A 24,704-nucleotide genomic window follows, 5' to 3' on the forward strand; every position below is an offset into this window, starting at 1 on the left:
GGTTGGCGACGCTCTGATGTGGTGGAATGGAAGCTAGTAAGTTTGAGTAAACATCGACCGGTTTGAATCATATGTTAAGCAATCGTCGTTTCCGCCGGCCCCGTCTCGTTGTACGCGCAGTACGCAAATTGCGTGCAGGTGCGGCAGCATTTGGCTATCGCCGCAAGCGCCATCTTAGTGTGGTGCCGCCACCTACTCCCGAACAAACTGAAGCCCATCTGGCACAGGCGCAAATGGACCCGTTGCCGACGCCGCAAGAGGGCGGTACACCGAAGAAGAGCAAGCGCTCGCGCAATGCCTTTTTGCTGGTGCTGCTGATAGGTATTTCGTTTGCCGCTTACTGTGGCTATCGCGAAACGCTGACCTCGTCCGTGCAGGCGCGCGTGTTCAGCGACCTGGCCGGCAAGATGACTTACAAGGTCGAGCCGGGAGCCAGCAAGTCGATCCGCTTCCCGCACGACAGTCCGTACGATGAACGGCTGGGTTATGCGGGCCTGCCAGACTACATCGGCAAGCTCAGTGCGCGCGACTACCAGGTGTCGGCGCAGGCGCGCATGTCGGCCAAGATGACCGAGCTGGTGGACATGGGCGTGTTTGCCACCTACCGCGAAAAAACCAAGACCGGCCTGACGATCTATGACTGCCGCGCGCAAGAGCTGTTTGCCGCCAGCTATCCGGAACGTATCTACAATAAATTCGAGCAAGCGCCGCCGGTGCTAGTCAGCAGCCTGCTGTTCATCGAGAACCGCGAGCTGCTCGATAACACTTACCCGAAACGCAATCCCGCCGTGGAGTGGGACCGGTTGGGCAAGGCCGTGATCGAGAAAAGCGTGAGCGCCGTGGCGGGCGGCCACCGCGCGGCCGGCGGCAGCACGCTGGCGACGCAGATTGAAAAATACCGGCACTCGCCGGAAGGCCGCACCGGCTCGATGAAGGACAAGCTGCAGCAGATGGTGTCGGCCAGCCTGCGCTCCTACCAGGATGGACCGGATACCAGCAAGGTACGCCGCCACATCGTGCTGGAATACCTGAACACGGTGCCGCTGTCGGCCAAGCCGGGCTATGGCGAAGTCAATGGCATCGGCGACGGCATGTGGGTCTGGTACGGTCGTTCGTTTGATGACGTGAACAAGCGCCTCAACGGCAAGCTGGATCAGCCGGATGCGGAAACCGCGCTGGTGTTCAAGGAAGCGCTGAGCCTGATGATTGCGCAGCGTCGTCCGAGCTATTACCTGGGCGATGGCGCGGCGGACCTGGAAGTGCTGGCCAACAGCCATCTGCGCATCCTGGCCAACGATGGCGCCATCACGCCAGCCATGCGCGACGTGGCGTTGCAGCAGCACCTGCATCCGGCCACCGGCAATGGCTTGCAGCTGGCGCCGCCGCAAACCTTCGTCAGCCGCAAGGCCTCGAATGCGATCCGCAACCACCTGGCCAACCTGCTTGGTGACAACCGCATGTACAACCTGGACCGCCTGGACCTGACCGTGGTCAGTACGCTGGATGCGCAGGCGCAGACGGCCGTCACGCAAGTGCTGCGCGACCTGCGCGATCCGGACAAGGCCAAAGCCGCCGGCCTGACCGGCAAGGGCATGCTGGGCAACGGCGATCCGGCCAATGTGGTGTACAGCTTCACCTTGCTGGAGAAGGGCGAACAGAACAACCTGCTGCGTCTGCAAACCGACAACTTCGACCAGCCGCTGGACATCAACGAAGGCGCCAAACTGGACCTGGGCTCCACCGCCAAGCTGCGCACGCTGGTGACCTATCTGGACATCATGGACCAGCTGCACAAAAAGTACAGCGGCATGGATGCGGCCGCGCTGGGCCAGGTCAAGGTTGACCCGCAGGACAAGCTGACGCAGTGGGGCCTGGACTACTTCAAGGCGCTGCCGATGGACAAGCGCGAACTGACGCCGATGCTGAACGCGGCCATGGAACGCAAGTATTCGGGCAATCCGGGCGAGGGCTTCTTCACGGGCGGCGGTCTGCACCACTTCGGCAACTTCTCCAAGGAAGACAACAGCAAGATCCTGACCGTGACCGAAGCGCTGCGCCACTCGACCAACCTGGTGTTCGTGCGCCTGATGCGCGACGTCGCCAAGTACTATATGTTCTCGGTGCCCGGCTCGTCGGCCTCGCTGCTGTCGGATGCGGATGATCCGCGCCGGGCCGGTTATCTGGCGCGCTTTGCGGACAAGGAAGGCAAGGAATTCCTGGCGCGCTTCTACGCCAAGTACAAGGGCAAGCCGGAGACGGAGCTGGACAAGATCCTGCTGGCGAATATCCGCAGCACACCGGTGCGGCTGGCGGTGATCCACCGCACCGTGTATCCGCTGGCGACGCAAGAACAGTTTGCCGCCTTCCTCAAGGAGAACCTGCCGTCGCAGAACGAGGTACCGGAAGAGCGCGTGGCCAAGCTGTACGACCAGTATGCGATCGACAAATGGTCGCTGGCGGACCGCGGCTACCTGGCCAGCGTGCATCCGCTGGAATTGTGGATGGCGGCGTATCTGCGCCTGCATCCTGGCGCGACCCTGAGCCAGATGACGGCGGCCAGCGAGAAGGAACGGCAGGAGGTGTATCAGTGGCTGTTCAAGACGCACCGCAAGCACGCGCAGGACAAACGTATCGCCGGCCTGATCGAGGTGGAAGGTTTCATGGAAATCCACAAGCAGTGGAAGAAGATGGGCTATCCGTTTGAATCGCTGGTGCCATCGTATGCGACCACGCTGGGCGCGTCGGCGGACCGTCCGGCGGCGCTGGCGGAAATGATGGGGATTATCGTCAACGGCGGCGTGCGCAAGAGTTCGCAACGTGTGACCTCGCTGCACTTCGCCAAAGGCACGCCGTATGAAACGCTGGTGACCAAGGCGCCGCCGACCACCAATGAACAGGTGATCTCGCCTGAGGTGGCGCGCGTGGTGGCGGATGCGATCCGTGGCGTGGTGTCGGATGGTACGGCCAAGCGCGTGAAGTCGGCGTTTGTATCGGCCGATGGGGCGATTATTCCGGTCGGCGGCAAGACCGGTACCGGCGACCAGCGCTTTGATGTGTATGCGGCCGGCGGCCGGTTGATCGAGTCGCGCTATGTGAACCGTTCGGCGACGTTTGTGTTTAACATCGGCGAGCGTTTCTTTGGTTCGATGACCGCGTATGTGCATGGACCGGAGTCGAAGAACTATGACTTCACCAGCGCGCTGCCGGTGCAGCTGCTGGTGGTGCTGGCGCCGCATCTGATGCCCTTGATTGAACCGCATGCTGCGCCCAAACCCGGCGCGACGCCGCCAGCGGTGGTGATGCGTACCGGGGGAACAGCGCCCGTCGCCGTAACGCCGCCACTGCAGGCCTGCGGCGGTTAACCTTACCCCGCAACCTGCAGGCCTGGGTCTGACCCCGTTCGGGGTCAGACCCTTTACTTTTGGGGTTTCCCTTGCGTTGTTGCTTATTTCTTGGCAATGTATCAGCCCATGAAACCTCTGCGCCATCACATGTCCAAGATCCTCAAATTCACGCAGTTCTCGATCCGGGATCTGGTTGTTGCTGCCGCCCCCACGGTGTTGCTGATTGTCGGTGTCTGCCTGCTGGCTTACTGGCTGGTCGATCCGGCGCCGCCGCGCACGGTGCGTCTGGGCACGGGGCAGGAAAACTCCGCCTACGAAGACTTCGGCAAGAAGTATGCAGCTGCGCTGGCCAAGCATGGCGTCAAGGTCGCGCTGGTGCCGTCCGCCGGTTCCAGCGAAAACCTGCGTAACCTGAAAGAAGGCAAGGTCGATATCGCCTTCGTACAAAGCGGCTCCACCAACGAGGAAGCGGCCGAGCGCGAAGGCTTGTCCTCGCTGGGCAGCCTGTTCGTTGAGCCGCTGTGGCTGTTCCTGCGCGAAGAGAAGGGCAAGCCGCCCATCACCCAGCTGACCCAGCTGCGCGGCAAGAAAATCAACTACGGCCCGAAAGGCGCCGGTTCGCCGCGCCTGTTCCGCCAGATTCTTGAGCTAAATGGCGTGGAGAAGGGCGAGGTCGAACGCTTCTCGCTGGCGAATACGCCCGCTACCGTGGAGCTGCTGGAAGGCCGTATCGACGGCCTGGTGTTCACCTCCGCACCGGAAGCGCCGCTGATCCAGATGCTGCTGCAAACACCGGGCATCCGGCTGTTCGACTTCAACCAGGCCGAGGCGTACTCGCGCAAGCTGCCGTTCCTGACGCATGTGATGCTGCCGCAAGGGATTGTCGACCTCGGCCGCAACATCCCGTCCGAAGACTATAACCTGATCGCGCCGACCGCCACGCTGGTGGCCCGCGAAGACCTGCATTCCGCGCTGGTGGACCTGTTCGTGCAGGCGGCCGCCAGCATTCATGGCGGCGCCGGCTGGTTCCAGCAGCAGGGCCAGTTCCCGTCGGCCAAGTACACCGAGATTCCGGTGGATCCGGAAGCGGCCAAGTACTACAAGAGCGGTCCGCCGTTCCTGCAGCGCTACATGACCTTCTGGCTGGCGAATTTCTTTGACCGCATGTGGGTGCTGGTGGTGGCGCTGGGTGCGCTGATCCTGCCGCTGTCGAAAGTGGTGCCGCCGCTGTATGTGTGGCGCATCCGTTCGCGCGTGTACCGCTGGTACGGCCAGTTGCGGGCGGTGGAGCAGAAAGTGGAGGAGGCGCCGCAGGCGACGCGCATGCAGGTGTATGAGGAGCAGCTCAAGCGGCTCAATGAAATCGAAGACCTGGTCAATCAGGTGTCGATCCCGCTGTCGTTTGCCGATGGCTTGTATGGCTTGCGCAGCCACATCCAGTTCGTGCGCAAGCGTATCCTGTTCCTGATGGGCGAGGCGTCACCGACCGCACCGGAAGCCGTCCCTGTTTAACCCGGTACGGCGGGGTCTGACCCCGTACGGGGTCAGACCCCAAAACCGGCGCTGTGCGGGGTCAGGCGCCGATCCAGGGCAGGTCGGCGTGGCACCAGCCGCTGACGTTCTTGCGGTGGCCACGCTCGTCCCTGTCGCCTTCAAAGCCTTCCAGGATGTCGTAGCAGTGCTGGTAGCCGTGTTCGGTGGCCAGCTTGGCTGCACCACGCGAGCGCACGCCGGAACGGCACAGGAACAAAATCACCTGGTCCTTGCGTGCGATTCCGTTCAGCTGCTCAATAAACTCATGGTTGGCGTTGCCGCCAGGGTAAGTATTCCACTGCACCGCACCATGTTGGGCTTCTGGTATCGCCACCCGGCCCACCCAGTCACGCTCGGCGTTGGTACGCACATCGACCAGCTTGACGGCATTTTCCAGACCGATCAGCTCAAACGCTTCCTGCGGCGTCACCGCGCCCGCATAGGGCCAATCCCTGCTGCGGCTACGGGCAAGGGCGAGGATCTCATCTATTTTGCTCATAAGGTGTTCCGGTAATAAGTTTAAGTTTATTATATGGCGTCCGCGCAAACCCGCGACCCCAATGCACCAAAACCATGCGCTTTTCAGAAAAAATCCTAAAATGCACTCATAATGTGCGAAATGCGGGAAATGCACCAAATAGGTGCGCGATTGATCTGCAGTAAATAGCGTTTCGGGCTGGCACGGATACTGCTTAGTAAGGCCTCACGAGTTCCACATATTCCCTTTAGGAGATACGCATGGCAATCACAGCCGCAGAAGTTCTGAAAATGGTCCAGGAAAACGAAGTTAAATTCGTTGATTTCCGTTTCGCTGATACCCGTGGTAAAGAACAGCACGTTACCGTGCCAGTGTCGGCTTTCGACATCGACAAGTTCGAATCGGGTCACGCGTTCGACGGTTCCTCGATCGCCGGCTGGAAAGGCATTGAAGCTTCGGACATGATCCTGCTGCCGGATCCAAACACCGCGCGCATCGACCCGTTCATGGAAGAGACCACCCTGTTCATGCAGTGCGACGTGATCGAACCTGCTGACGGCAAGGGCTATGACCGCGACCCACGCTCCATCGCCAAGCGCGCTGAAGCCTACCTGAAATCGTCGGGCATCGGCGATACCGCTTACTTCGGCCCAGAACCAGAATTCTTCATCTTCGACAGCGTACGCTGGAAGATCGACATGTCGGGCTGCTTCGTCAAAGTGGACTCCGACGAAGCGTCGTGGTCGACCGACAAGGAAATCGAAGGCGGCAACAGCGGCCACCGTCCTACCGTCAAAGGCGGCTACTTCCCAGTACCACCAGTGGACAGCTTCCAGGACATGCGTTCGGAAATGTGCCTGATCCTGGAATCGCTGGGCATCCCGGTGGAAGTGCACCACCACGAAGTGGCTGGCGCTGGCCAGAACGAAATCGGCACCAAGTTCTCGACCCTGGTTGAGCGTGCTGACTGGACCCAGAACCTGAAATACGTGGTCTGGAACGTCGCCCACAGCTACGGCAAAACCGCGACCTTCATGCCGAAACCTATCGTTGGCGACAACGGTTCGGGCATGCACGTGCACCAGTCGATCTGGAAAGACGGCAAAAACCTGTTCGCTGGCGACGGCTATGCCGGCCTGTCGGAAGACGCGCTGTTCTACATCGGCGGCATCATCAAGCACGCCAAAGCACTGAACGCGATCACCAACCCAGGCACCAACTCGTACAAGCGTCTGGTACCTGGCTACGAAGCACCAGTGAAACTGGCGTACTCGGCGAAAAACCGTTCGGCATCGATCCGTATTCCACACGTGGCCAATCCTAAAGGCCGCCGTATCGAAACCCGCTTCCCGGATCCACTGGCCAACGTCTACCTGTGCTTCGCAGCGCTGCTGATGGCAGGTCTGGACGGTATCCAGAACAAGATCCACCCAGGCGAAGCAGCATCGAAAGATCTGTATCACCTGCCGCCAGAAGAAGATGCACTGATCCCAACCGTCTGCGCATCGCTGGAAGAAGCACTGGACAACCTGAACAAAGACCGCGAGTTCCTGACCCGTGGCGGCGTGTTCAGCGATTCGATGATCGATGCTTACATCGAACTGAAAATGCAAGATGTACAACGTATGCGCATGACCACTCACCCTGCTGAGTTCGACATGTACTACTCGCTGTAATCGCAACGCGCCGGCCCGTCCGGCGCCTGCGGTACCAGCAAAGAACGCGGGGCAGGCTGTGCTTTCCCCGCGTTTTTCTTTGGATACTGTATATTCGGGATGGACAGTTTCCACCCACGGATTACGAATGACAACGAAGTTGAAACTCAGTGTGCTGCTGGCGCTGTTGGCCTCATCGGCGGCACATGCACAGATTTACAAATGCCAGCTGCCCGGTGGCAGCGTGGAGTACACCGACACCAATCGTGGCAGCTACTGCAAGCCGATGGACCTGCCCGGCATGACGATACCAGCGCCGCCACGCCGCACCGCGCCTTCACCGCGCAATGCGCAGCCGGCGCCGGTCGCAACACCCGGTAGTTTTCCCCGTGTCGACAGCAGCGAGCAGCGCGCGCGCGACGATGACCGCCGCGGCATTCTGGACGAAGAACTGAAAGCGGAAACGCAAAAGCTGAACGACCTGCGCCGCGAGTTCAACGGCGGTGAGCCGGAACGGCGCGGTGACGAGCGTAATTATGCGAAGTACCAGGAACGGGTGGCGGCGCTGCGCGACAGCATCAGCCGCTCGGAAAAAAATGTCGATGCCTTGAAACGTGAGATTGCCAATATCCGATGAGCATAGTCAGTAACATCGCCGCCCGCGCGGCTGCCGCGATTCACCGCCCGCCATCGCTGGCCGGGCTGGAGCTGCTGGCGTCCGCCGTGGTGCTGCTGGATGGCGAAGGCCATATCGTCTACGTCAACGCCGCCGCCGAGAACCTGCTGGAAAGCTCGCTCAAGGCCTTGTCGCGGCAGACGCTGAGCGCGCAGTTCGTCAATCCCGATGAACTTGAGAATATCTGCACGCAGGCGCGCGAGCACAAGTTTTCCGACCTGCGCCAGGACCTGACGCTGGAACGCGCAGGACGCGATCCGCTGCATGTACACAGCATCGTGTCGGCGCTGGATGAACCGGCCGGTCATCTGCTGATTGAGCTGCGCGAGCATCTGCAGCACCTCAAGCTGGACCGCGAGGAGCGTATCCTCGATCAAAGCCAGGTCAACAAGGAACTGATCCGCAACCTGGCGCACGAGATCAAGAATCCGCTGGGCGGCATCCGCGGCGCCGCGCAGCTGCTGGAGATGGAGCTGCCGGGCGCGCATGCGGTGCAGCTGCGCGAATACACGCAAGTCATCATCAAGGAAGCGGACCGCCTGCAAACGCTGGTGGACCGCCTGCTGGCGCCGCACCGCCGGCCGCACATCGTAGGCGACGTCAATATCCACGAGGTGCTGGAACGCGTGCGCAGCCTGATGCTGGCGGAGTTCCCGTCCGGCCTGACCATCCTGCGCGACTACGACGCATCGATCCCCGAGTTTCGCGGCGATAAGGAGCAGCTGATCCAGACAGTGCTCAACATCGCCCACAACGCGGCGCAAGCGCTGTCGGCCCAGATCGAGGCAGGCGACGCGCAGATCGTTTTCAAGACCCGCGTGGCGCGGCAGGTCACGCTGGCCAAGGTCCGTTACGGGCTGGCATTAGACTTGCATATCATTGACAATGGACCGGGTATCGCACCCCAGATCCGCGACCGCATCTTCTATCCGCTGGTATCTGGCAGGGAGGGCGGTAGCGGCCTGGGACTGACCTTGGCACAGACCTTCGTGCAACAGCACATGGGCGTGATCGAGTGCGAGAGCCGGCCTGGATTTACGGATTTCCGTATTCTGCTGCCGTTGCCATAAGCTGCGGCGGGCAGTGCGGACCGAGTCCCTTGATTGACGATCCATCGCGGAATACACACAACACATGAAGCCAATCTGGATAGTAGACGACGACGAATCGATCCGCTGGGTACTGGAAAAAGCACTGGCCCGCGAGAACCTGGCCACCAAGAGTTTTGCCAACGCGCGCGACGCCATCGCCGCGCTGGAGTACGAGACGCCGCAAGTGCTGGTGTCCGACATCCGCATGCCGGGCGACTCCGGCCTCGATCTGCTGCAACTGGTGAAGTCGCGCTTCCCGGGCCTGCCGGTCATCATCATCACCGCCTTCTCTGATCTGGATTCCGCCGTTGCGGCGTTCCAGGGCGGCGCGTTTGAATACCTGGCCAAGCCGTTCGATATCGACAAAGCGGTGGAGCTGATCCGCCGCGCACTCGATGAGAGCTTGCGCGAAACCAGCGTGGAGTCCGGCCCGGCCGAGACGCCCGAAATTCTGGGCCAGGCGCCGGCGATGCAGGAAGTCTTCCGCGCGATTGGCCGCCTGTCGCAATCGAATGTGACGGTGCTGATTACCGGCGAATCCGGCTCCGGCAAAGAGCTGGTGGCGCGCGCGCTGCACAAGCACTCGCCGCGCGCATCGCAGCCCTTCATCGCGTTGAACACGGCGGCGATTCCGAAAGATCTGCTGGAGTCCGAACTGTTCGGTCACGAGCGCGGCGCCTTTACTGGCGCGCAGACCACGCGCCGCGGCCGTTTTGAGCAGGCGGAAAACGGCACGCTGTTCCTCGATGAAATCGGCGACATGCCATTCGATTTGCAAACGCGCTTGTTGCGCGTGCTGTCGGATGGCCACTTCTATCGCGTCGGCGGCCATCAGCCCTTGAAAGCGAATGTGCGCGTGATTACGGCGACGCACCAGAATCTGGAGCAGCGCGTGCGCGAAGGCTTGTTCCGCGAAGACTTGTATCACCGCCTGAACGTGATTCGCCTGCGCCTGCCCAGTTTAAGGGAGCGCCGCGAAGACATCCCTATTTTGGTGCGTCACTTCCTGGTGCAGAGCGCCAAGCAGCTCGGCGTCGAAGCCAAGCGCATGAGCGACGCAGCGCTGCAGTTCCTGTGCAGCCTTGAGCTGCCGGGCAATGTGCGCCAGCTGGAAAACCTGTGCAACTGGATTACGGTGATGGCGCCCGGCCAGACGGTGGAAGTCAAGGATCTGCCGCTGGAGCTGACGCAGGAAAAGGGCAGTGCATCATCCGGCTCGTCGTCGCCGGCGTCGGTGCCGGAGACGTATAGCGCGCAGCAGCATCATGGCACGGTGACTTCGGTGTCGTCCGCCGCCGAGGCAAGCAGCCCGGCGGGTTCGCCAGATGCGTGGCTAGGTTTGCTGGAGACGCAGGCCGCGCAGATGTTGAGCGGAGGTCAGCAGGAAGTGATGGCAGTGCTGGGCCGCCAGTTTGAATCGGCACTGATCCGCACAGCGCTCAAGCACACGCACGGCCGCAAGAACGATGCAGCGGTACGCCTGGGCATCGGCCGCAACACCATCACCCGCAAGATCGCCGAACTAGGCATCGACGGCGCAAAGGACGACTGACAGCCCCGTCATTCCCGCTTTCGCGGGGATGACGTTAGCTGCTGAGTTGTACTAGCCATCTGACACACGTTGCCTGATTGACGACCGGCAGCATCCGCCCCCCATCTCGGACCTTCGCGTTATTCGTACCTAATCAATCCGAAATTTTTCCCGTCACTAATTCATCTTGAATAGGGCGACGATAAATTTACCTGCAAGTCGACGAAGTTCAAATAATGCGGAGGCAACAAGACCAGCCGCGACAAGGATTGGGCCAATTTCGTTATCGCCGAAGACTAATAATCCAACGCCGACGATGAAGAAAAGTGCGCAGAACGCGTGGTATGCTTTTCTAGTGGAACGTTGCAGCTTTTGCTGCTGCTGCGCACGCTTAGATTCGAATTCAGCTTGACTATTTAGGTCTTCCACCGTCGACTTAATCTCTGTTTCAATATTTTTTAAGTTCCGCGTGTCGAGTATCTTGGACAGTGCTATACGCGCTTCCTCAACTAGAGAGTCCCTCCGGGTGGCAATGAGATAAGCAATTTCATCATCGCTCATTCGGGAGTACGTTTCTTGAAAATAAATGACTTTTGATTGATCCATATTCTGCTCTAATTTCCATCCTTGGGACCGCTTGTGGCCGTTAGCGTCGGTTCAGCTACTCTCGCGCTTTGGTCCCGAAGGACCGGTTTGGACAATGCTACCACCGTAAACGGAAATGTCTTCGTGCTCAATTCGCAAATTCAAATGCCAAACCCAGAGTCCGCACATTCCATCAGCGACGTGATTTAGACGATATCCATCAGCTCCAGCCGCAAACTCGCGCATTTTCGGATCATAGTCAGCAAGAGCTGGCGCCGTTAATAAGAAGGACGAGAGCGCATCGCCTGGGGTAGCTGAGTCGTATTGTTCGTACGCGACAGCGAAGTCAGAAAAAATTCCTGAAACAGTAAAAAGCATACAAGCCTACGTGCCTTCGATTGAAAATTTCAGAAGTAACTTGAAGGCGGCAGTTCCGCTTTTGGCCGTTAGGAGATCGGGAGGATATCATCGGGATACTCCCTCGCTGCATTCCACTCTTCCTCGGTCATACCCTCATGCACAAGGCGACGGCGCCAGGCACGATTGAGGTGCGCAAAAACATGGCCCAGATCAACACGATACGATTCTTCCGAATATTCTGGATCGGATGAAATGGCTTTGATTAAGCTTCCCAAGTGCTCGTGGGCGTCGTCCAGCTCGTACATCAGCATAGCCGAGCCAACCGGATGATCTGTAGGATTAATCATTTGAAAATTTAGTTATTCAGAGGTCTGCTGTTGGCCGGAATCGGTCCCGCATGCTTCTCAATAGCCGTCGGGCAGTTCGATAAATGACAATTTCACCCCGTAGTGTGCCAGTTGTCGCCCCGCCGCGAGTAAGAAATTATGTGCATTGTCATCGGGCTGATGTTTGCAAAATACGCTAATCCTGACTTGTCGATCCGCGGCATCCGGGACTGACTCTAAAAGTTGACCACTTCGTATGAAATCCAGATACCGCCCAATCTTACCTTCGAGTTTTTCGAAATGTTCTGAAGCAGTGTCCCACGGTAGGTGGTCTGAGATTGTGAGCACCACTTCGCCACTCTCTTTCGAAATTCCGAGGCCATCAATTACTTCAAAATTTTCTACCGTCATAAATTTTCCTTGTGGATCAGCGGCAGTTTCTGGCCAAAACTTGAAGTCAGGTTATGACGCATTGCTAACGTTGAGAACTAAAGTGCTCGAAGCAGGCGAGAATACTTGCAGAAGTAGATGGCTTCGGCACCTGCCGTGTTGTGTTGATTTTTTCATTATCAAAGAAATTGTTGTTAAGTGTCGCCTAATGGCCGGAACGGGTTGCGGCCGTCACTGCTCTTTGTACCACTGCGCAAGCGGACCGATATTCCATATATCGTTCTTCGAGGTGAAGCTGAAAGTCGTACGTGAGATGAGTTCCTTAGTTAGACAGAAATTTATCCCTCGAAAACCTTTCGCCAAAAAACCAAAATCAGTCTGAACGAGCCAAGCATGATCCTTTTCGGGGTATGGAGCCATTTCCAGTACACCTGACTGTATATCGGCAATGATTTCATTCGATTCTATCGCTTTGATTTGAAGCCACGCACGATCCGCATCCCGAGGCGCTGAAACATAAAATTGCTTGCCTTTGCATGTTGCAAAGTTGTCGATCACGTGAACCCCAATTCCGTACTTTTCCGCCGTACTTGGATCAATATCATGCTGCACCAAAGGAGCAACCGAAAGACCATAAGCAACGGACGACGTGAACGCGATAAATGTCGTGAGAAGCACTGCCGAGATTTGACGCATTGATTTCATTTTTCTAAAGGTCCGTTATTGGCCAAACCCGGCGAAGTTTATTCAAGGTAAGTCTTAAATCCTGACATAAAAAGCCTCTCCGCGTACGTTTTGGCAGCATCTTCGTCCGAGAAGTCGCAGACATTATTTCGTGACAACGCGCTCTTCCATGAAAATTCTGGCTCAGCGAATGCACGCACCAGCTGCAAACGAAGCTCTCTCCCAATAGGTGTGCCAGCTTCAACTTCCCTCCGTAAGCAGTCCTGCGCGTCTTGTTCGCTAAGACCGATATCTGCAGAAAAATAGTTGCTGAGAATGTAATCTATATTTTTGAACATACCCAAAAGATAAAATTGCAAAGGGCCGGTTCTGGCCGCTAGCGGCAACCATTAGGCGGATTTCCATACTGCCAAGAACATAACGTACCATCGCCAGCTAATTTGAAAATATCAAACTCGCCATATTTTTCTGAAATTGCGATGGCAAATATGCCCTTGCCATAGAAGTATCCGTGGACGACGACCACGTCCTCACAGGCTCTATATTCATTCGGAATCTCAGACTTCCTACACTTATGCTCTGATACCGCTTGCTGAACCTTAAAGGCGCCGCCCTTTTTGACTATGTACTGGGCGAAGTAATCTCCAATCTCAACTTCTACAGCCTGTGCTCGCACATTTTGGTGACGGACGAGCTTATTGCGATACACGATAGCATCAAGTGGTAACCACCCTTGAAGAGGTCGATGATCAATATCTATCCAGTATCCACGAACGAATACCCATTTTTCGCCATTGACCGTTGCAACTGTCAGCACGCACGCTCGATCTCCAAATGAAACCGGCGTCATGTTAGAACTACGGTCTGCAGCGACTGCAAGCAATTCTGGAGAGTCTACTGCTATGAAAGCAGCGCCATCGTTCCTGGCTCGAAAGCAATCCACATCAATGGCCCCGGCTTGGCTAGCCAACGCAAGCGTAATCCCAAAAATGAGTACTTTCATTTGGCGATTTATTTCGATGGTGACTTTATGTATAGCAATTAGAGGTAATCCGAACGGCTGCTTGTGGCCGGTATCAGCCGCGTAGCACTTTAACTTATCTGACAGCTCGTGTCAGATCAAGTCGTGACTACTAGCGCTGAGTGCCACGGCGTCTGCGCCGGCGGCGATACGCATTGGGGGGGCGGCATCCGTCGCTGCCAGCCACACCGCCTCTGCCACATCGATCGCTTCTGTCACTTCCTCCGTCGATTGCGCCCAGCCTGCAAACACGCTATCCGTCAGCTCCGCATAAGCCTCCGATAATTGAATCCGCTGCTTCGCGTTCGCGCCAAAGCTGGTGCCGGGTGCGCGCCCCGGCAGCACCACATGCGCGCGGATGTTGAAGTGCTTGAGCTCCAGTGCCAATGATTCCGTGAACGCATTCACCGCTGCCTTGCTACCTGTGTAGACCGACAACAGCGGCAGCGCTTTCAGGGTCACGCTTGACGTCACGTTAATCACCACACCAGCGCGGCGTTCGCGGAATTGCGGCAGCACTGCTTGCGTCATGGCGATGGTGCCCAGTGTGTTGGTCTCGAAGACCTCGCGTGCGGTGGTCATGCTGCTGCCTTCCAATGCACCCAGCATGCCGATGCCGGCATTGTTAACCAGTATATCGACAGGTCCCGCCGCCTCGATTAGACGGCGAATGCTGTCTGCATCGGTGACGTCCAGCGGCAGCACGCGCAGGTGCGCGGAACGTGGCAGCAGGTCTTCGCGCGGATGGCGCATGGTGGCGATGACGTTCCAGTCGCGCTCCAGAAAATAGCGCGCGGTTTCCAGGCCAAAGCCGGACGAACAACCGGTGATGAGGATGGTTTTCATGTGAACTCCAGTGAGGTGAATGTGCCACCACTGTAGTTGTCTGCCGCAAGACTGACTATAATCGTTAGTCCACGGTTCATTAGCAAGAGTCCAGATATGGTTGATCCACTTGCCGAAGTTGTCACCCTGCTGCAGCCGCGTGCGCGGTTTTCGAAAGTTGTCGGCGCTGCGGGAAGCTGGCGTGTGCGCCGCTCGCACGCGGGCCAGCCTTTCTACTGCGTGGTGCTGGAAGGCGAGAGCTGCCTGACCGTCGGCGGCGAGGCGCCGTTGCCGCTGCAGCAGGGCGATTTTGTGCTGATTCCCGAGTCGCACGACTTTGCCATGACCAGCATGCAGCCGCCACCACACGACGTCCCCGACGCTGCACCGGCTCAGCTGCCACACGGCGAGTTCCGCCTCGGCGACATCGGCGGCGCGGCGCAAACTGTGCTGCTGGTCGGCCATTGCGAGTTCGCTTCGCCCGATGCGACGCTGCTGGTGTCGCTACTGCCGCAGCTCATCCACATACGTGGCGAGCAGCGCCTGGCCACCATCGTGCAATTGGTCAGTGGCGAATCGCGCGCGCAACGGCCGGGGCGCGACGTCGTACTTGCGCACCTGCTGGAAGTGCTGCTGATTGAAGCGCTGCGTTCAAGCGCGGGCACTGCTGCTTCGCCAGGCCTGCTGCGCGGGCTGGCCGATGAACGGCTGGCGCAGGCGCTGCGCCGCATGCATGGAGAAATCACCGCGCCATGGACGGTGGCGCAACTGGCGAAGGAAGCTGCCCTGTCGCGCTCCGCTTTCTTTGACCGCTTCAACCGCGCCGTGGGCGTGGCGCCGATGGCGTATCTGCTGCGCTGGCGGATGGCGCAGGCCAGGCATCTGCTGCGCTCGCAGAACAGCGTGGCCGAGGTGGCGCAGCGTGTGGGCTATGGATCTGCCAGCGCTTTCAGTGTCGCCTTCACGCGGCACGTGGGTTTGCCGCCTGCGCGTTACGCGCTTACGCTGCCGAACGCGCTGCCCGCTTGATCGTCTGTGGCGGCACGCCGTAGGCGCGGATGAAGGCGCGGCGCATGCGTTCGGGATCATCAAAGCCCACTTCGCGCGCCACCACGTCGATGGCGTGATTGCCTTCTTCGATCATGTTGCGCGCCGCTTCCACGCGCAGCGTCTCCACGGCCTTGGCTGGCGATTGCCCTGTCTCCAGCCGGAACGCGCGGCTGAACTGGCGGCGGCTCAGGTGCGCCGCATCGGCCAGTTCGTCCACTGACAAGGGCTTGCGCAGATTGCGCTTGGCGTAGGTCAGGGCGGTCTGGATGCGGTCCGATTTGGGCTCCAGTTCCAGCAGCGCCGAAAACTGCGATTGGCCACCGGTGCGACGGTGATACACCACCATCTTGCGTGCCACCGCGCGCGCCAGTTCAGCGCCGTGATCAGCTTCCACCAGGGCCAGCGCCAGATCGATGCAGGCCGTCATGCCGGCAGAACTCCACACGTTATCGCTCTGGATGAAGATACGGTCTTCCTCCACCTTCGCCTTGGGATACAGGCGTTGCAGCTCGCGCGCCAGCGCCCAGTGCGTGGTAACGCGGCGGCCATCGAGCAGGCCCGCTTCCGCCAGGCAGAACGCGCCGGTGCAGATACTGGCCGTGCGGCGCGATGCCAGGCTGGCTTCACGCAGGAAGTCGAGAAAGCCTGGCGTGGAGCGGATCAGGTCCATGCTGCCTGCGACCATGATGGTATCGAAGGCCGGCGCGTCAAAGCGTTGCGTCACCACCGGCACGCCGGCGGAACTCATCACCGCACCGCCATGCTCGGACAGCATGTGCATGTCGTAATACGGCCCGCCCGGCATGGCGTTGGCCACCTCGAAGACGGTCACCGCTGCCAGGTCGACGATCTGGAAACCGGGGAAAAGCATCAAACCGAGGGATTTTTTCATGATGTCCCAAAATGAGGTATCTACGTCACATGGGCCTTAGTCTGCGCCTCTACACTGGCCCTGTCAACTTAATCAAAGGAGCAGACAACATGACAACCGCAATGATTACCGGCGCGTCCTCGGGCATAGGCGCAGTGTATGCAGACCGTCTGGCCCGCCGTGGCTATGACCTGGTCCTGGTGGCGCGCGATGGCGCCAAGCTGGCCGCACTGGCGGCCCAACTGGAGGCGACCACGGGCCGCAAGGTGGACACCATCGCCGCCGATCTGGGCGTGAACGCAGACCTGCGCCGTGTCGAGCAGCGTCTGGCCAGCGATGGCAGCATCGGCCTGCTGGTCAACAATGCCGGCCTGGGTGCGGTGAAGCCGCTCATCGACTCGACACCGGAAGAACTGGACACCATGATCAATGTGAACGTGACCGCATTGACGCGCCTGACCCGCGCCGTGGCACCCGGCCTGGTTGCGCGCGGCGAGGGCGCCATCATCAACATCGCATCGATTGTCGCGCTCAAGCCGGAGCTGCTGAATGGCGTCTACGGCGGCAGCAAAGCCTTTGTGCTGGCGCTGAGCCAATCGCTGCACCATGAGCTGGGTGGCAAAGGCGTGCAGGTGCAGGCCGTGCTGCCGGGCGCGATTGCGACGCCGTTCTGGGACCGTGCCGGCCATGCAGTCGAGAACCTGCCTGCCGAGTGGGTGATGACGCCGGAAGATCTGGTGGACGCCGCACTGGCAGGCTTCGACCAGCGCGAGCTGGTGACAGTGCCGTCGCTGCCGGACCTGGAAGACTTCAACCGCATGGAGCAGGCGCGCCATGCGCTGGCTGCCAACCTGTCGCGCAACAAGCCGGGCGTGCGTTACTTAACCGCCGCGTAACCCGGCACGGCAACGGTTTGAGGTAAGCTCTTGGCTGACGAAGCCAGGGGCTTCGCTTTTTTGTGATGGAAACCGTATGCTGATTAATTGTGTGGCCTACCAGGATGGCAAGAAACTGGCTGACATACCGGTCGAAGACATCAGCGAGTATGTCGAGAAACCGGAAACCTTTGTATGGGTGGCGCTGCGCGACGCCCTGCCTGAAGAACTGGCCAAGATGCAGGAAGAATTCGGCCTGCACGAACTGGCTGTGGAAGACGCCAGCCGCGGCCACCAGCGCCCGAAGATCGAGGAGTATGGCGATTCGCTGTTCGTGGTGGTGAAGACGATTGAATGCCATGAGGGTGAAGTGGCGGTGGGCGAAGTCGATATTTTCGTCGGCCAGAATTATGTGCTGTCGTCGCGCGACGGCCAGAGCCAGCAAGGCTTCCTGGGCGTGCGTGCGCGCGCCGAGAAAGAGCCGCACATGCTGCGCCTTGGCCCGGCCTTCGTGCTGTACGCGCTGATGGACGCAGTGGTGGACCGCTACTTCCCGGTGCTGGATATGCTGGAGACGGAGCTGGAAAAAATCGAGGAGATGATCTTCACGCAGGGCCGCCAGCGCGACAATATCCAGCGCCTGTATGAGCTGAAGGGCAAGGTCACGCTGGTGCGCCACGTGGTGTCGCCGCTGATGGAAGCGGTGGGACGTTTGCATGGTGGCCGCGTGCCATCGATGTGCCAGGACACGCAGGACTACTTCCGCGATGTGCACGATCATCTGCACCGCATCAGCAGCTCGCTGGACGGCATCCGCGACACCATCGCCACTGCGATGCAGGTCAACCTGTCGATGGTGGCAATAGAAGAAAGCGAAGTGAATAAACGGCTGGCGGCATGGGCGGCGATCTTCGCGATCGTTACCGCGTTTGCGGGCCTGTGGGGCATGAACTTCAAATACATGCCGGAGCTGGACTGGAAGTATGGCTACCCGATGGCGGTCGGCGTGATGGTGGCGGTGTGCCTGTACCTGCACCGGCGCTTCAAGAAATCCGGCTGGCTGTAGACGAAAAAAATCCCGGCGGCCTGAGCATACTCAGGGCCGCCGGGAATCGGCGATCAACGATTAGAAGTCGTAGGTCGCGCGGACGTAAGCAGTACGGCCGGTTGGGTCGGTGTAGCGCGGGTCATAGCCAGCCTGGAAGTGGCCCGACTGGTACGACAGCGGCGGTTCACGGTCAAACAGATTGCGCACGCCAACGGTCAGGGTCAGACCGCGCATTGCGGTCCACGAGCCGTAGCCATCGAACGTGGTGTACGACGCCACGTGGTGGGTTGGATCGTTGTCGGTGACCTGATCGACATAGCCCGATTTGTAGTGACCCGTCAGACCGGCGCCGAACTTGCCCTGATTCCAGTTCAGGTTCAGCGTATTTTGCCAGCGGAAGATAGGACCGTCGCCCGAGTACACGCCCACCTTGTTGTGCATCTCGTCGCCCGCAAAGTTCTGGTACTCATACTTGTGTACCCAGGTACCGTTGTAGGCGAAGGTGAAGTTGCCGTAGTCCTTGGTGCGCAGACGGTAGTTGGCCGAGAGGTCGACACCGTTGGTGTTCATGTCGCCCAGATTCTGGGTGCGCAGGTCCAGGTAGCCGCAGGTGACCGGGTTAGGGCACTGCGAACCATCCACGGCCAGGTTGCCCGAGGCGTTGCGGATGATGTGCGAAGCGAACAGGTCCGGGTTGTTCAGCACGTCGTAGTCAGCCAGGCTGCCGATCTGCTGGGTCAGGCGGATCGACCACCAGTCAGCGCTTACCGACAGGTTGTTGATCGGCTCCCACACCACGCCCACGGTACCGTTTTTCGAACGCTCAGGGCTCAGGCCTTGCTGGCCACCGTTCAGCACCTGGAACTGCTGGTCGCAGTTGGCCGATGCTGGCTTGCCTGGCTGCGGTACGCCGGCCGGGCAGTTTTTCGGATCGTTCAAGGTGTCGGCCGCGTTGGTGTACGCGTTGCCAGCGTTGATGTCATACAGCGACGGCGCGCGGAAGCCCTTCGAGTACGAACCGCGGAACAGCACTTCCTTGGCCGGCTGGAAACGGAAGCCGAGTTTCGGATTGGCGGTATGGCCGAAGTCGCTGTACTTGTCGTAACGCACGGCAGCGGTCACGTCCAGGTTTTTCAGCACCGGCACGTTCAGTTCGCTGAAGAAGGCCGAGACGTTGCGCGAACCTTCGTTCAGGGTGTTTGGATCGATACCGGTGGAGGCGATTACCTTGGCGGCAAATTCAGGATTCGCTGCGCTGCGGAATTCCTGGTGCTCGTATTGCACGCCAACTGCCAGGCCTGCCTGGTGGCCGTTCTGGAACCAGTCGCCGACTTCGCGGCTGAGCTTCAGGTCAGCGCCCTTGCTGGTGCCCTTGGCGTTCTGGATGTTGCCGTTCAGTGCGGCGCTGTTGAGCAGCGCGGTGCCGGCGGCGCTCTGGTCGCCAAACGGATTGATTACGCCATCCAGCACGCCCTGGGTGATGATGCCGCCGTCGCTGTAGCCGTACAGGTTTTCCTTGACCTTGTTTTCATTGTAGGTCACGGCGCCGGTGTAGTCCCAGCCAGCCAGCACGCCGGTCATCGAGACCACCAGGCGTTGCTGCTTGTTGATGTTCTCGTCAGCACGGGCGCCGTTAGGCAGGTCGCGCCAGCGTGCGCTGACGAAGCCAGGCTTGACGCCGGCCGTGGCTGCGCCGTCGGCGTCCATATAGTTTGGATCAAGGCCGGCTGCGGTTGGGAAGTAAGGATTCGGCGTGCCGTCCGGACGCAGGCGATTCATGTACAGGCCGCCGTAAGGGACCGGGGCAATCGCGCTCTGGACCTTGCTCTGGGTCGACAGGAATTCAATGCCCAGCTCGTGGTTTTCATTGATCTTGACGGTAGCTTTGACCAGGCCGGTGGTGCGCTCGCTCTTCGGCACGTAGTCCACGAAGGACGAGGTGGTCATCTGACACTGGCCGTTTTTGCCTGGGATCAGGTGGCTGCCGGTGGTGCAGCCTGGGCCGGCAGGGTTACCCGCCAGGTCGCCTTGCGCCCAGTTGGCCGGGAAGGTCGAGGCCGACAGGCCGCCCGCATAGCGGGTGTTGAAATCACGCTGGGTGCCGCCGATGCGGTGCTGTTCCTGGTGGTCCACCATCGCGAAGATGTTGAAACCGTTCTTGTCCAGGTCGCCCCAGCCGTAGCCGGCATTGAAGTTGTTGGCAAAGCCGCCGTCGTGCTGCGGATTGTCCGCGCCCACGGTGATGGTGCCGCCCTGGTAGTCTTTCTTGGTGATGAAGTTGATCACGCCGCCCACTGCATCCGAACCGTACAGCGCCGAGGCGCCGTCACGCAGTACTTCCACGCGTTCCAGGGCGGCAAACGGGATCATGTTCAGGTCAGGCGCCGAGCTGTCGTAGGCATTGTTCGCCAGGCGACGGCCGTTCAGCAGTACCAGCGTCTTGTTGGCGCCGATGCCGCGCAGGTCGGCAAACGAGGCGCCGCCGGTGCTGGCGCCGACGACCTGGCTGGTGCCCTGGGCCGCTTGCGACACGCTCAGGTTGGCCATGACTTGCTCGATCGTGGTAATGCCTTCCTTCTTCAGGTCAGCCATCTTCACCACGGTGACCGGCACCGCAGTCTCAGCGTCGATACGCTTGATTGCCGAACCGGTAATTTCTACGCGCTGGATCGGCGCGTCTTGGGCAAATGCCGGTTGTGCCAGCATCAGGGCGGCGCCGCTTGCAAACATCACACGCAGCGATCGCGACAAAACAGTTTCCATCATCATTGATCAACTCCTTGGGGGTGTTTCTTGCTTCTTTGTTATTGAAACTTACACTATGAATAATCCATCACTGAAATTATTCAGGCGAGTCATCAGACCACTCGCCGTCGCACACGGTCAATTGTGCTTCTGTAACAGCTTTGAAATAAACAACACTTCCTGCGGTTTTTCCCAAAAATAACGACTTTTTTACACAAAAATACAAAGTATTTGGATATTTATAGCGGGAACGTGCTAGCGCAGGGCGAAATATAAAACCATGTTTACGCGGATAAATAACGATACAATTAACCTGACTTAGCGATGGGGAGTCAGGCAATGAGCGAGCTAGAAGAGGCGGTGCCGCTGTTCGATGCGGCCGATGGGCGGGCGCTGGCTGAGGCTGCGCTGCGGTCGATTACGACGTCAACCTCGCGTGCCCGTGGCGACGACTTCCTGCGCATCCTGGTGCGCGATCTGGCGCATGCGCTGGATGTCACCTACGTCATTGCCGGCCGCGTCATCACCATGGACGACGGCGATGAGGGCATCCGCACGCTGGCCGTATGGGCCGGCCAGGACTATTTGCCGAATATGGAATACAGCCTGCGCCATACGCCGTGCCAGGACGTGACCGACCAGTGCATGTGCTTCCACGCCAGCGGCATCCAGGCCGATTACCCGGAAGACACGCTGCTGGTCGATATGAAGGCGGAAAGCTATATCGGCATGCCCATGATCGATACGGAAGGCAAAACGCTGGGCATCCTGTCTGCCATCGACACCAAACCGATTTCCGAGGACAAGCGCCTGCTGGCGCTGTCGCTGCTGTCGATTTTCGCGGCGCGCTGTGCCGCCGAGTTGCAGCACCAGGAGCGCGAGCAGCAGCTGGAAGCCAAGGTGCAGCGCCGCACCGAGGCGCTGCTGGCAGCCCAGGCGACACTGGTGGAGCAGGAAAAAATGGTGGCGCTGGGAACGCTGGTGGCGGGTGTGGCGCATGAGGTCAATACGCCGATCGGCGTGGCGGTCACGGCCGCGTCCACCATGACCAGCTATGCCGAGGATTTATTCAAATGCGTCAGCGGCGAGCGCGTCAGCCGTTCCGAACTGCTGGTGACGGTGCAGCGCTTGCGCGAAGGCGCCCAGCTCATTGAGCGCAATCTGGCGCGCGCGGCCGACCTGATCGGCAACTTCAAGCAGTTGGCAGTCGACCAGGGCAGCCAGCATGAATCGGAGGTGCGGCTGCGCGAGCATGCGCTGAGCGTGGTGTCGGCCCATGGACCGGAGTTGCGCAAGGTGGGCATTACAGTGGAGGTCGATATCGCCGCCGATCTGCGCACTCGGCTGGACACGGGGCGCTGGTCGCAGGTGTTGTCGAACCTGCTCATGAACGCGGCCAAGCATGGCTATCCCGATGGTGGTCCGGGCAAGGTGACGCTGGCCGCGCACATGGCGCTGGAAGGCGGCGCCTACTGGCTGCTGCTGGAGTTTGCCGATGACGGTATCGGCCTGACGCAGGAAGTGCGCGAGCGCCTGTTTGAACCCTTCTTCACCACCAAGCGCGGGCAGGGCGGTTCCGGGCTCGGCATGCACATCGTGTACACGATTGTGCACCAGATGGGCGGGCAGGTGGCGGTGGCGCCAGGGACGCCGGGCGCCGGCTGCCGCATCAGGCTGCGGCTGCCGGTCCGGAGTGCCAAGACTTAGGCTTGTTGCGCGGCCATCGACAGCGCCACAGCTTCCGCCACCTTGATGCCATCCACGCCGGCGGACAGGATGCCGCCCGCATAGCCCGCGCCTTCGCCGGCCGGGAACAGACCCAGCGTGTTCAGGCTTTGCAGCGTATCGTCACGGCGCTTGATGCGGATCGGCGACGAGGTGCGAGTCTCCAGGCCCGTCAGCACGGCGTCATGCTTGAAGTAGCCCTTGATCTGCTTGTCGAACGCTGGGAAGGCTTCGCGCAGCGCGGTCACGGCGTACTCCGGCAGGATCTGCGCCAGGTCGGTCAGCGTGATGCCCGGTTTGTACGACGGCACCACGGCGCCGAACTCGGTGGACGCGCGGCCGGCCACAAAATCCCCCATCAGCTGGCCTGGCGCATTGTAGGTGCCGCCGCCTAGCTTGAAGGCTTGCTCTTCGAGGTCGCGCTGCAGGGCGATGCCGGCCAGCGGATGGCCCGGATAATCGACTTCCGGTGAAATGCTGACCACAATCGCGCTGTTGGCGTTGCGCTCGTTACGCGAGTACTGGCTCATGCCATTGGTGACCACGCGGCCCGGTTCGGACGCCGCCGCCACCACCGTGCCGCCCGGGCACATGCAGAAGCTGTACACGGCGCGGCCATTGGACGCGTGGTGCACCAGCTTGTAGTCGGCCGCGCCCAGGATCGGGTGGCCGGCGCTGGGACCGAAGCGGCAGGCGTCGATCAGCGATTGCGGGTGTTCAACGCGGAAGCCGATCGAGAACGGCTTGGCCTCGATATACACGCCGCGCTCGTACAGCATCTCGAAGGTGTCGCGTGCGCTGTGGCCGATGGCCAGGACCACGTGATTGGTGACGATCTGCTCGCCGCTCTCCAGCGTGATGCCACGGATCTGGCGGCCGTTGGCGGTTTCTGCCACATCGATGTCGGTGACTTTGCTCTCGAAGCGGTATTCGCCGCCCAGCGCCTCGATGGTTTCACGCATCGATTCCACCATCTTGACCAGGCGGAAGGTGCCGATGTGGGGCTTGCTCACATAAATGATCTCTTCCGGCGCCCCGGCCTTGACGAACTCGGTCAGCACCTTGCGGCCGTAGTGTTTCGGGTCCTTGATCTGGCTGTACAGCTTGCCGTCCGAGAAGGTGCCGGCGCCGCCTTCGCCAAACTGCACGTTCGATTCCGGATTCAGCTTGCGCTGGCGCCAGAAACCGAAGGTATCGACAGTACGCTCACGCACCACCTTGCCGCGCTCGACAATGATAGGGCGCAGGCCCATCTGCGCCAGGATCAGCGCGGCCAGCAGGCCGCACGGGCCGATGCCGATCACCACCGGGCGCTGGAAGTCCGGGTGGGCGGCCAGCGCCTTGCCGTCGGCAACGAATTTATAGGCGGTGTCCGGCGACGGCATGATGTGCACGTCGTTGTGATGACGCTGCAGTACAGCGGCTTCGTCCCTGAGCGCGATATCCAGCGAGTAGATCAGGACGATCGCCGACTTTTTGCGGGCGTCGTAACTGCGTTTATACACGGTAAAGCCGAGCAGGTCGTCGGCCGTGATGCCCAGGCGCGCAATGATGGCGGGCGGCAGTTGTTCTTCCGTATGGTCCAACGGAAGCTTGAGTTCATTCAGTCTCAGCATGGTGAGTGTTCCGGCAGGTGATAGGGCTCCGTAGCTAGCGGAGAGCGTCGCGGCCAGTCCCCTCGGACAGCGGCCGCAGGCGTTATTTTACCTGCTCAGGCGGGGTGCGGTCTAATCCCTGAATTGGTTCATGAATTGATTTTTTAAAGATAATGCCGGGATTATTAATCTGGATTATGTGGGGTTTATTTTATATTTAAATCAGATAATCCGATAAAACATACTTCATTAATAAAGTTAAAAATGCACCTCGATATGCACCAATTTCGGGCGGA

At 59.8% G+C, this 24,704-nt stretch carries 20 protein-coding genes; 10 read left to right on the top strand and 10 right to left on the bottom strand.

Annotated elements, in window-relative coordinates; all coding sequences use genetic code 11:
• Window positions 1-233: 233 nt before the first annotated feature.
• Window positions 234-3,362, top strand: coding sequence for a transglycosylase domain-containing protein (locus GTP58_RS27035; RefSeq protein WP_161080264.1), 3,129 nt, complete (start codon window positions 234-236; stop codon window positions 3,360-3,362).
• Window positions 3,363-3,491: 129 nt separating this feature from the next.
• Window positions 3,492-4,856 (top strand): TAXI family TRAP transporter solute-binding subunit, encoded by a 1,365-nt coding sequence (locus GTP58_RS27040; protein ID WP_161080265.1) that lies wholly within the window; start codon window positions 3,492-3,494, stop codon window positions 4,854-4,856.
• A gap of 61 nt (window positions 4,857-4,917) precedes the next feature.
• On the opposite strand, the gene GTP58_RS27045 is transcribed toward GTP58_RS27040, so the two are convergent.
• Window positions 4,918-5,376: a rhodanese-like domain-containing protein gene (locus GTP58_RS27045; RefSeq protein WP_161080112.1), complete on the bottom strand. Its 459-nt coding sequence runs from the start codon at window positions 5,374-5,376 to the stop codon at window positions 4,918-4,920.
• 239 nt (window positions 5,377-5,615) lie between these two features.
• On the opposite strand from GTP58_RS27045, the gene glnA reads away from it, so the two are divergent.
• The 4 genes from glnA to ntrC all read left to right on the top strand — a co-directional run bounded on the left by glnA (window position 5,616) and on the right by ntrC (window position 10,329).
• A complete protein-coding gene (gene glnA, locus GTP58_RS27050) occupies window positions 5,616-7,031 on the top strand; it encodes a type I glutamate--ammonia ligase (RefSeq protein WP_072784841.1) in 1,416 nt (471 codons plus the stop codon).
• A 127-nt stretch (window positions 7,032-7,158) separates the two neighbouring features.
• Window positions 7,159-7,647: a DUF4124 domain-containing protein gene (locus tag GTP58_RS27055; RefSeq protein ID WP_161080113.1), complete on the top strand. Its 489-nt coding sequence runs from the start codon at window positions 7,159-7,161 to the stop codon at window positions 7,645-7,647.
• Window positions 7,644-8,756 carry a nitrogen regulation protein NR(II) gene (gene glnL, locus GTP58_RS27060; protein WP_072784839.1) on the top strand — a complete coding sequence of 371 codons (1,113 nt, stop codon included), beginning with the start codon at window positions 7,644-7,646 and terminating at the stop codon, window positions 8,754-8,756. The genes GTP58_RS27055 and glnL overlap by 4 nt, the downstream gene beginning before the upstream one ends.
• A gap of 64 nt (window positions 8,757-8,820) precedes the next feature.
• Window positions 8,821-10,329 (top strand): nitrogen regulation protein NR(I), encoded by a 1,509-nt coding sequence (gene ntrC / locus GTP58_RS27065; protein WP_161080114.1) that lies wholly within the window; start codon window positions 8,821-8,823, stop codon window positions 10,327-10,329.
• 156 nt (window positions 10,330-10,485) lie between these two features.
• Here ntrC and GTP58_RS27070 read toward each other — a convergent pair whose 3' ends face one another.
• The 6 genes from GTP58_RS27070 to GTP58_RS27095 all read right to left on the bottom strand — a co-directional run bounded on the left by GTP58_RS27070 (window position 10,486) and on the right by GTP58_RS27095 (window position 14,520).
• The gene (locus GTP58_RS27070) at window positions 10,486-10,914 is read right to left on the bottom strand and encodes a hypothetical protein (protein WP_161080115.1); all 429 of its coding nucleotides are present in this window, start codon (window positions 10,912-10,914) and stop codon (window positions 10,486-10,488) included.
• Between the two features lie 425 nt (window positions 10,915-11,339).
• Window positions 11,340-11,600 (bottom strand): hypothetical protein, encoded by a 261-nt coding sequence (locus GTP58_RS27075; RefSeq protein ID WP_161080116.1) that lies wholly within the window; start codon window positions 11,598-11,600, stop codon window positions 11,340-11,342.
• Between the two features lie 57 nt (window positions 11,601-11,657).
• A complete protein-coding gene (locus GTP58_RS27080; RefSeq protein WP_161080117.1) occupies window positions 11,658-11,990 on the bottom strand; it encodes a DUF6572 domain-containing protein in 333 nt (110 codons plus the stop codon).
• 210 nt (window positions 11,991-12,200) lie between these two features.
• The gene (locus GTP58_RS27085; protein WP_161080118.1) at window positions 12,201-12,665 is read right to left on the bottom strand and encodes a hypothetical protein; all 465 of its coding nucleotides are present in this window, start codon (window positions 12,663-12,665) and stop codon (window positions 12,201-12,203) included.
• Between the two features lie 364 nt (window positions 12,666-13,029).
• Window positions 13,030-13,656, bottom strand: coding sequence for a hypothetical protein (locus GTP58_RS27090; protein ID WP_161080119.1), 627 nt, complete (start codon window positions 13,654-13,656; stop codon window positions 13,030-13,032).
• A 111-nt stretch (window positions 13,657-13,767) separates the two neighbouring features.
• On the bottom strand, window positions 13,768-14,520 hold the full coding sequence (locus tag GTP58_RS27095; protein WP_161080120.1) for an SDR family oxidoreductase: 753 nt from the start codon (window positions 14,518-14,520) through the stop codon (window positions 13,768-13,770).
• A gap of 96 nt (window positions 14,521-14,616) precedes the next feature.
• On the opposite strand from GTP58_RS27095, the gene GTP58_RS27100 reads away from it, so the two are divergent.
• The gene (locus GTP58_RS27100) at window positions 14,617-15,528 is read left to right on the top strand and encodes an AraC family transcriptional regulator (RefSeq protein ID WP_161080121.1); all 912 of its coding nucleotides are present in this window, start codon (window positions 14,617-14,619) and stop codon (window positions 15,526-15,528) included.
• Here the strand turns inward: GTP58_RS27100 and GTP58_RS27105 are convergent.
• A complete protein-coding gene (locus tag GTP58_RS27105) occupies window positions 15,500-16,441 on the bottom strand; it encodes a GlxA family transcriptional regulator (protein ID WP_161080122.1) in 942 nt (313 codons plus the stop codon). The two genes, GTP58_RS27100 and GTP58_RS27105, sit on opposite strands and share 29 nt — an antisense overlap.
• Before the next feature lie 89 nt (window positions 16,442-16,530).
• Between GTP58_RS27105 and GTP58_RS27110 the strand changes: the two genes are divergently transcribed.
• Window positions 16,531-17,316, top strand: a complete 786-nt coding sequence (locus GTP58_RS27110) for an SDR family oxidoreductase (protein ID WP_161080123.1) — start codon at window positions 16,531-16,533, stop codon at window positions 17,314-17,316.
• Window positions 17,317-17,392: 76 nt separating this feature from the next.
• The gene (gene corA, locus GTP58_RS27115; RefSeq protein ID WP_161080124.1) at window positions 17,393-18,361 is read left to right on the top strand and encodes a magnesium/cobalt transporter CorA; all 969 of its coding nucleotides are present in this window, start codon (window positions 17,393-17,395) and stop codon (window positions 18,359-18,361) included.
• Window positions 18,362-18,421: 60 nt separating this feature from the next.
• Here the strand turns inward: corA and GTP58_RS27120 are convergent, their stop codons facing one another.
• Window positions 18,422-21,112, bottom strand: coding sequence for a TonB-dependent receptor (locus tag GTP58_RS27120; RefSeq protein ID WP_161080125.1), 2,691 nt, complete (start codon window positions 21,110-21,112; stop codon window positions 18,422-18,424).
• Window positions 21,113-21,427: 315 nt separating this feature from the next.
• On the opposite strand from GTP58_RS27120, the gene GTP58_RS27125 reads away from it, so the two are divergent.
• A complete protein-coding gene (locus GTP58_RS27125; RefSeq protein ID WP_202413878.1) occupies window positions 21,428-22,795 on the top strand; it encodes a GAF domain-containing sensor histidine kinase in 1,368 nt (455 codons plus the stop codon).
• On the opposite strand, the gene GTP58_RS27130 is transcribed toward GTP58_RS27125, so the two are convergent.
• Window positions 22,792-24,429, bottom strand: a complete 1,638-nt coding sequence (locus GTP58_RS27130; RefSeq protein ID WP_161080127.1) for an NAD(P)/FAD-dependent oxidoreductase — start codon at window positions 24,427-24,429, stop codon at window positions 22,792-22,794. The two genes, GTP58_RS27125 and GTP58_RS27130, sit on opposite strands and share 4 nt — an antisense overlap.
• Window positions 24,430-24,704: the final 275 nt, after the last annotated feature.

Source organism: Duganella sp. CY15W, from assembly GCF_009857555.1.
Classification (GTDB): Bacteria; Pseudomonadota; Gammaproteobacteria; order Burkholderiales; family Burkholderiaceae_D; genus Rugamonas; species Rugamonas sacchari.

Coding starts and splice junctions, on each gene's coding strand:
- GTP58_RS27080 (WP_161080117.1), bottom strand. CDS start 11,990: ATGACGGTAGAAAATTTTGAAGTAATTGATGGCCTCGGAATTTCGAAA.
- GTP58_RS27035 (WP_161080264.1), top strand. CDS start 234: ATGGACCCGTTGCCGACGCCGCAAGAGGGCGGTACACCGAAGAAGAGC.
- GTP58_RS27105 (WP_161080122.1), bottom strand. CDS start 16,441: ATGAAAAAATCCCTCGGTTTGATGCTTTTCCCCGGTTTCCAGATCGTC.
- ntrC (WP_161080114.1), top strand. CDS start 8,821: ATGAAGCCAATCTGGATAGTAGACGACGACGAATCGATCCGCTGGGTA.
- GTP58_RS27100 (WP_161080121.1), top strand. CDS start 14,617: ATGGTTGATCCACTTGCCGAAGTTGTCACCCTGCTGCAGCCGCGTGCG.
- GTP58_RS27040 (WP_161080265.1), top strand. CDS start 3,492: ATGTCCAAGATCCTCAAATTCACGCAGTTCTCGATCCGGGATCTGGTT.
- GTP58_RS27055 (WP_161080113.1), top strand. CDS start 7,159: ATGACAACGAAGTTGAAACTCAGTGTGCTGCTGGCGCTGTTGGCCTCA.
- GTP58_RS27095 (WP_161080120.1), bottom strand. CDS start 14,520: ATGAAAACCATCCTCATCACCGGTTGTTCGTCCGGCTTTGGCCTGGAA.
- GTP58_RS27125 (WP_202413878.1), top strand. CDS start 21,428: ATGAGCGAGCTAGAAGAGGCGGTGCCGCTGTTCGATGCGGCCGATGGG.
- glnL (WP_072784839.1), top strand. CDS start 7,644: ATGAGCATAGTCAGTAACATCGCCGCCCGCGCGGCTGCCGCGATTCAC.
- GTP58_RS27110 (WP_161080123.1), top strand. CDS start 16,531: ATGACAACCGCAATGATTACCGGCGCGTCCTCGGGCATAGGCGCAGTG.
- GTP58_RS27070 (WP_161080115.1), bottom strand. CDS start 10,914: ATGGATCAATCAAAAGTCATTTATTTTCAAGAAACGTACTCCCGAATG.
- GTP58_RS27045 (WP_161080112.1), bottom strand. CDS start 5,376: ATGAGCAAAATAGATGAGATCCTCGCCCTTGCCCGTAGCCGCAGCAGG.
- GTP58_RS27075 (WP_161080116.1), bottom strand. CDS start 11,600: ATGATTAATCCTACAGATCATCCGGTTGGCTCGGCTATGCTGATGTAC.
- GTP58_RS27090 (WP_161080119.1), bottom strand. CDS start 13,656: ATGAAAGTACTCATTTTTGGGATTACGCTTGCGTTGGCTAGCCAAGCC.
- glnA (WP_072784841.1), top strand. CDS start 5,616: ATGGCAATCACAGCCGCAGAAGTTCTGAAAATGGTCCAGGAAAACGAA.
- GTP58_RS27085 (WP_161080118.1), bottom strand. CDS start 12,665: ATGCGTCAAATCTCGGCAGTGCTTCTCACGACATTTATCGCGTTCACG.
- corA (WP_161080124.1), top strand. CDS start 17,393: ATGCTGATTAATTGTGTGGCCTACCAGGATGGCAAGAAACTGGCTGAC.
- GTP58_RS27130 (WP_161080127.1), bottom strand. CDS start 24,429: ATGCTGAGACTGAATGAACTCAAGCTTCCGTTGGACCATACGGAAGAA.
- GTP58_RS27120 (WP_161080125.1), bottom strand. CDS start 21,112: ATGATGATGGAAACTGTTTTGTCGCGATCGCTGCGTGTGATGTTTGCA.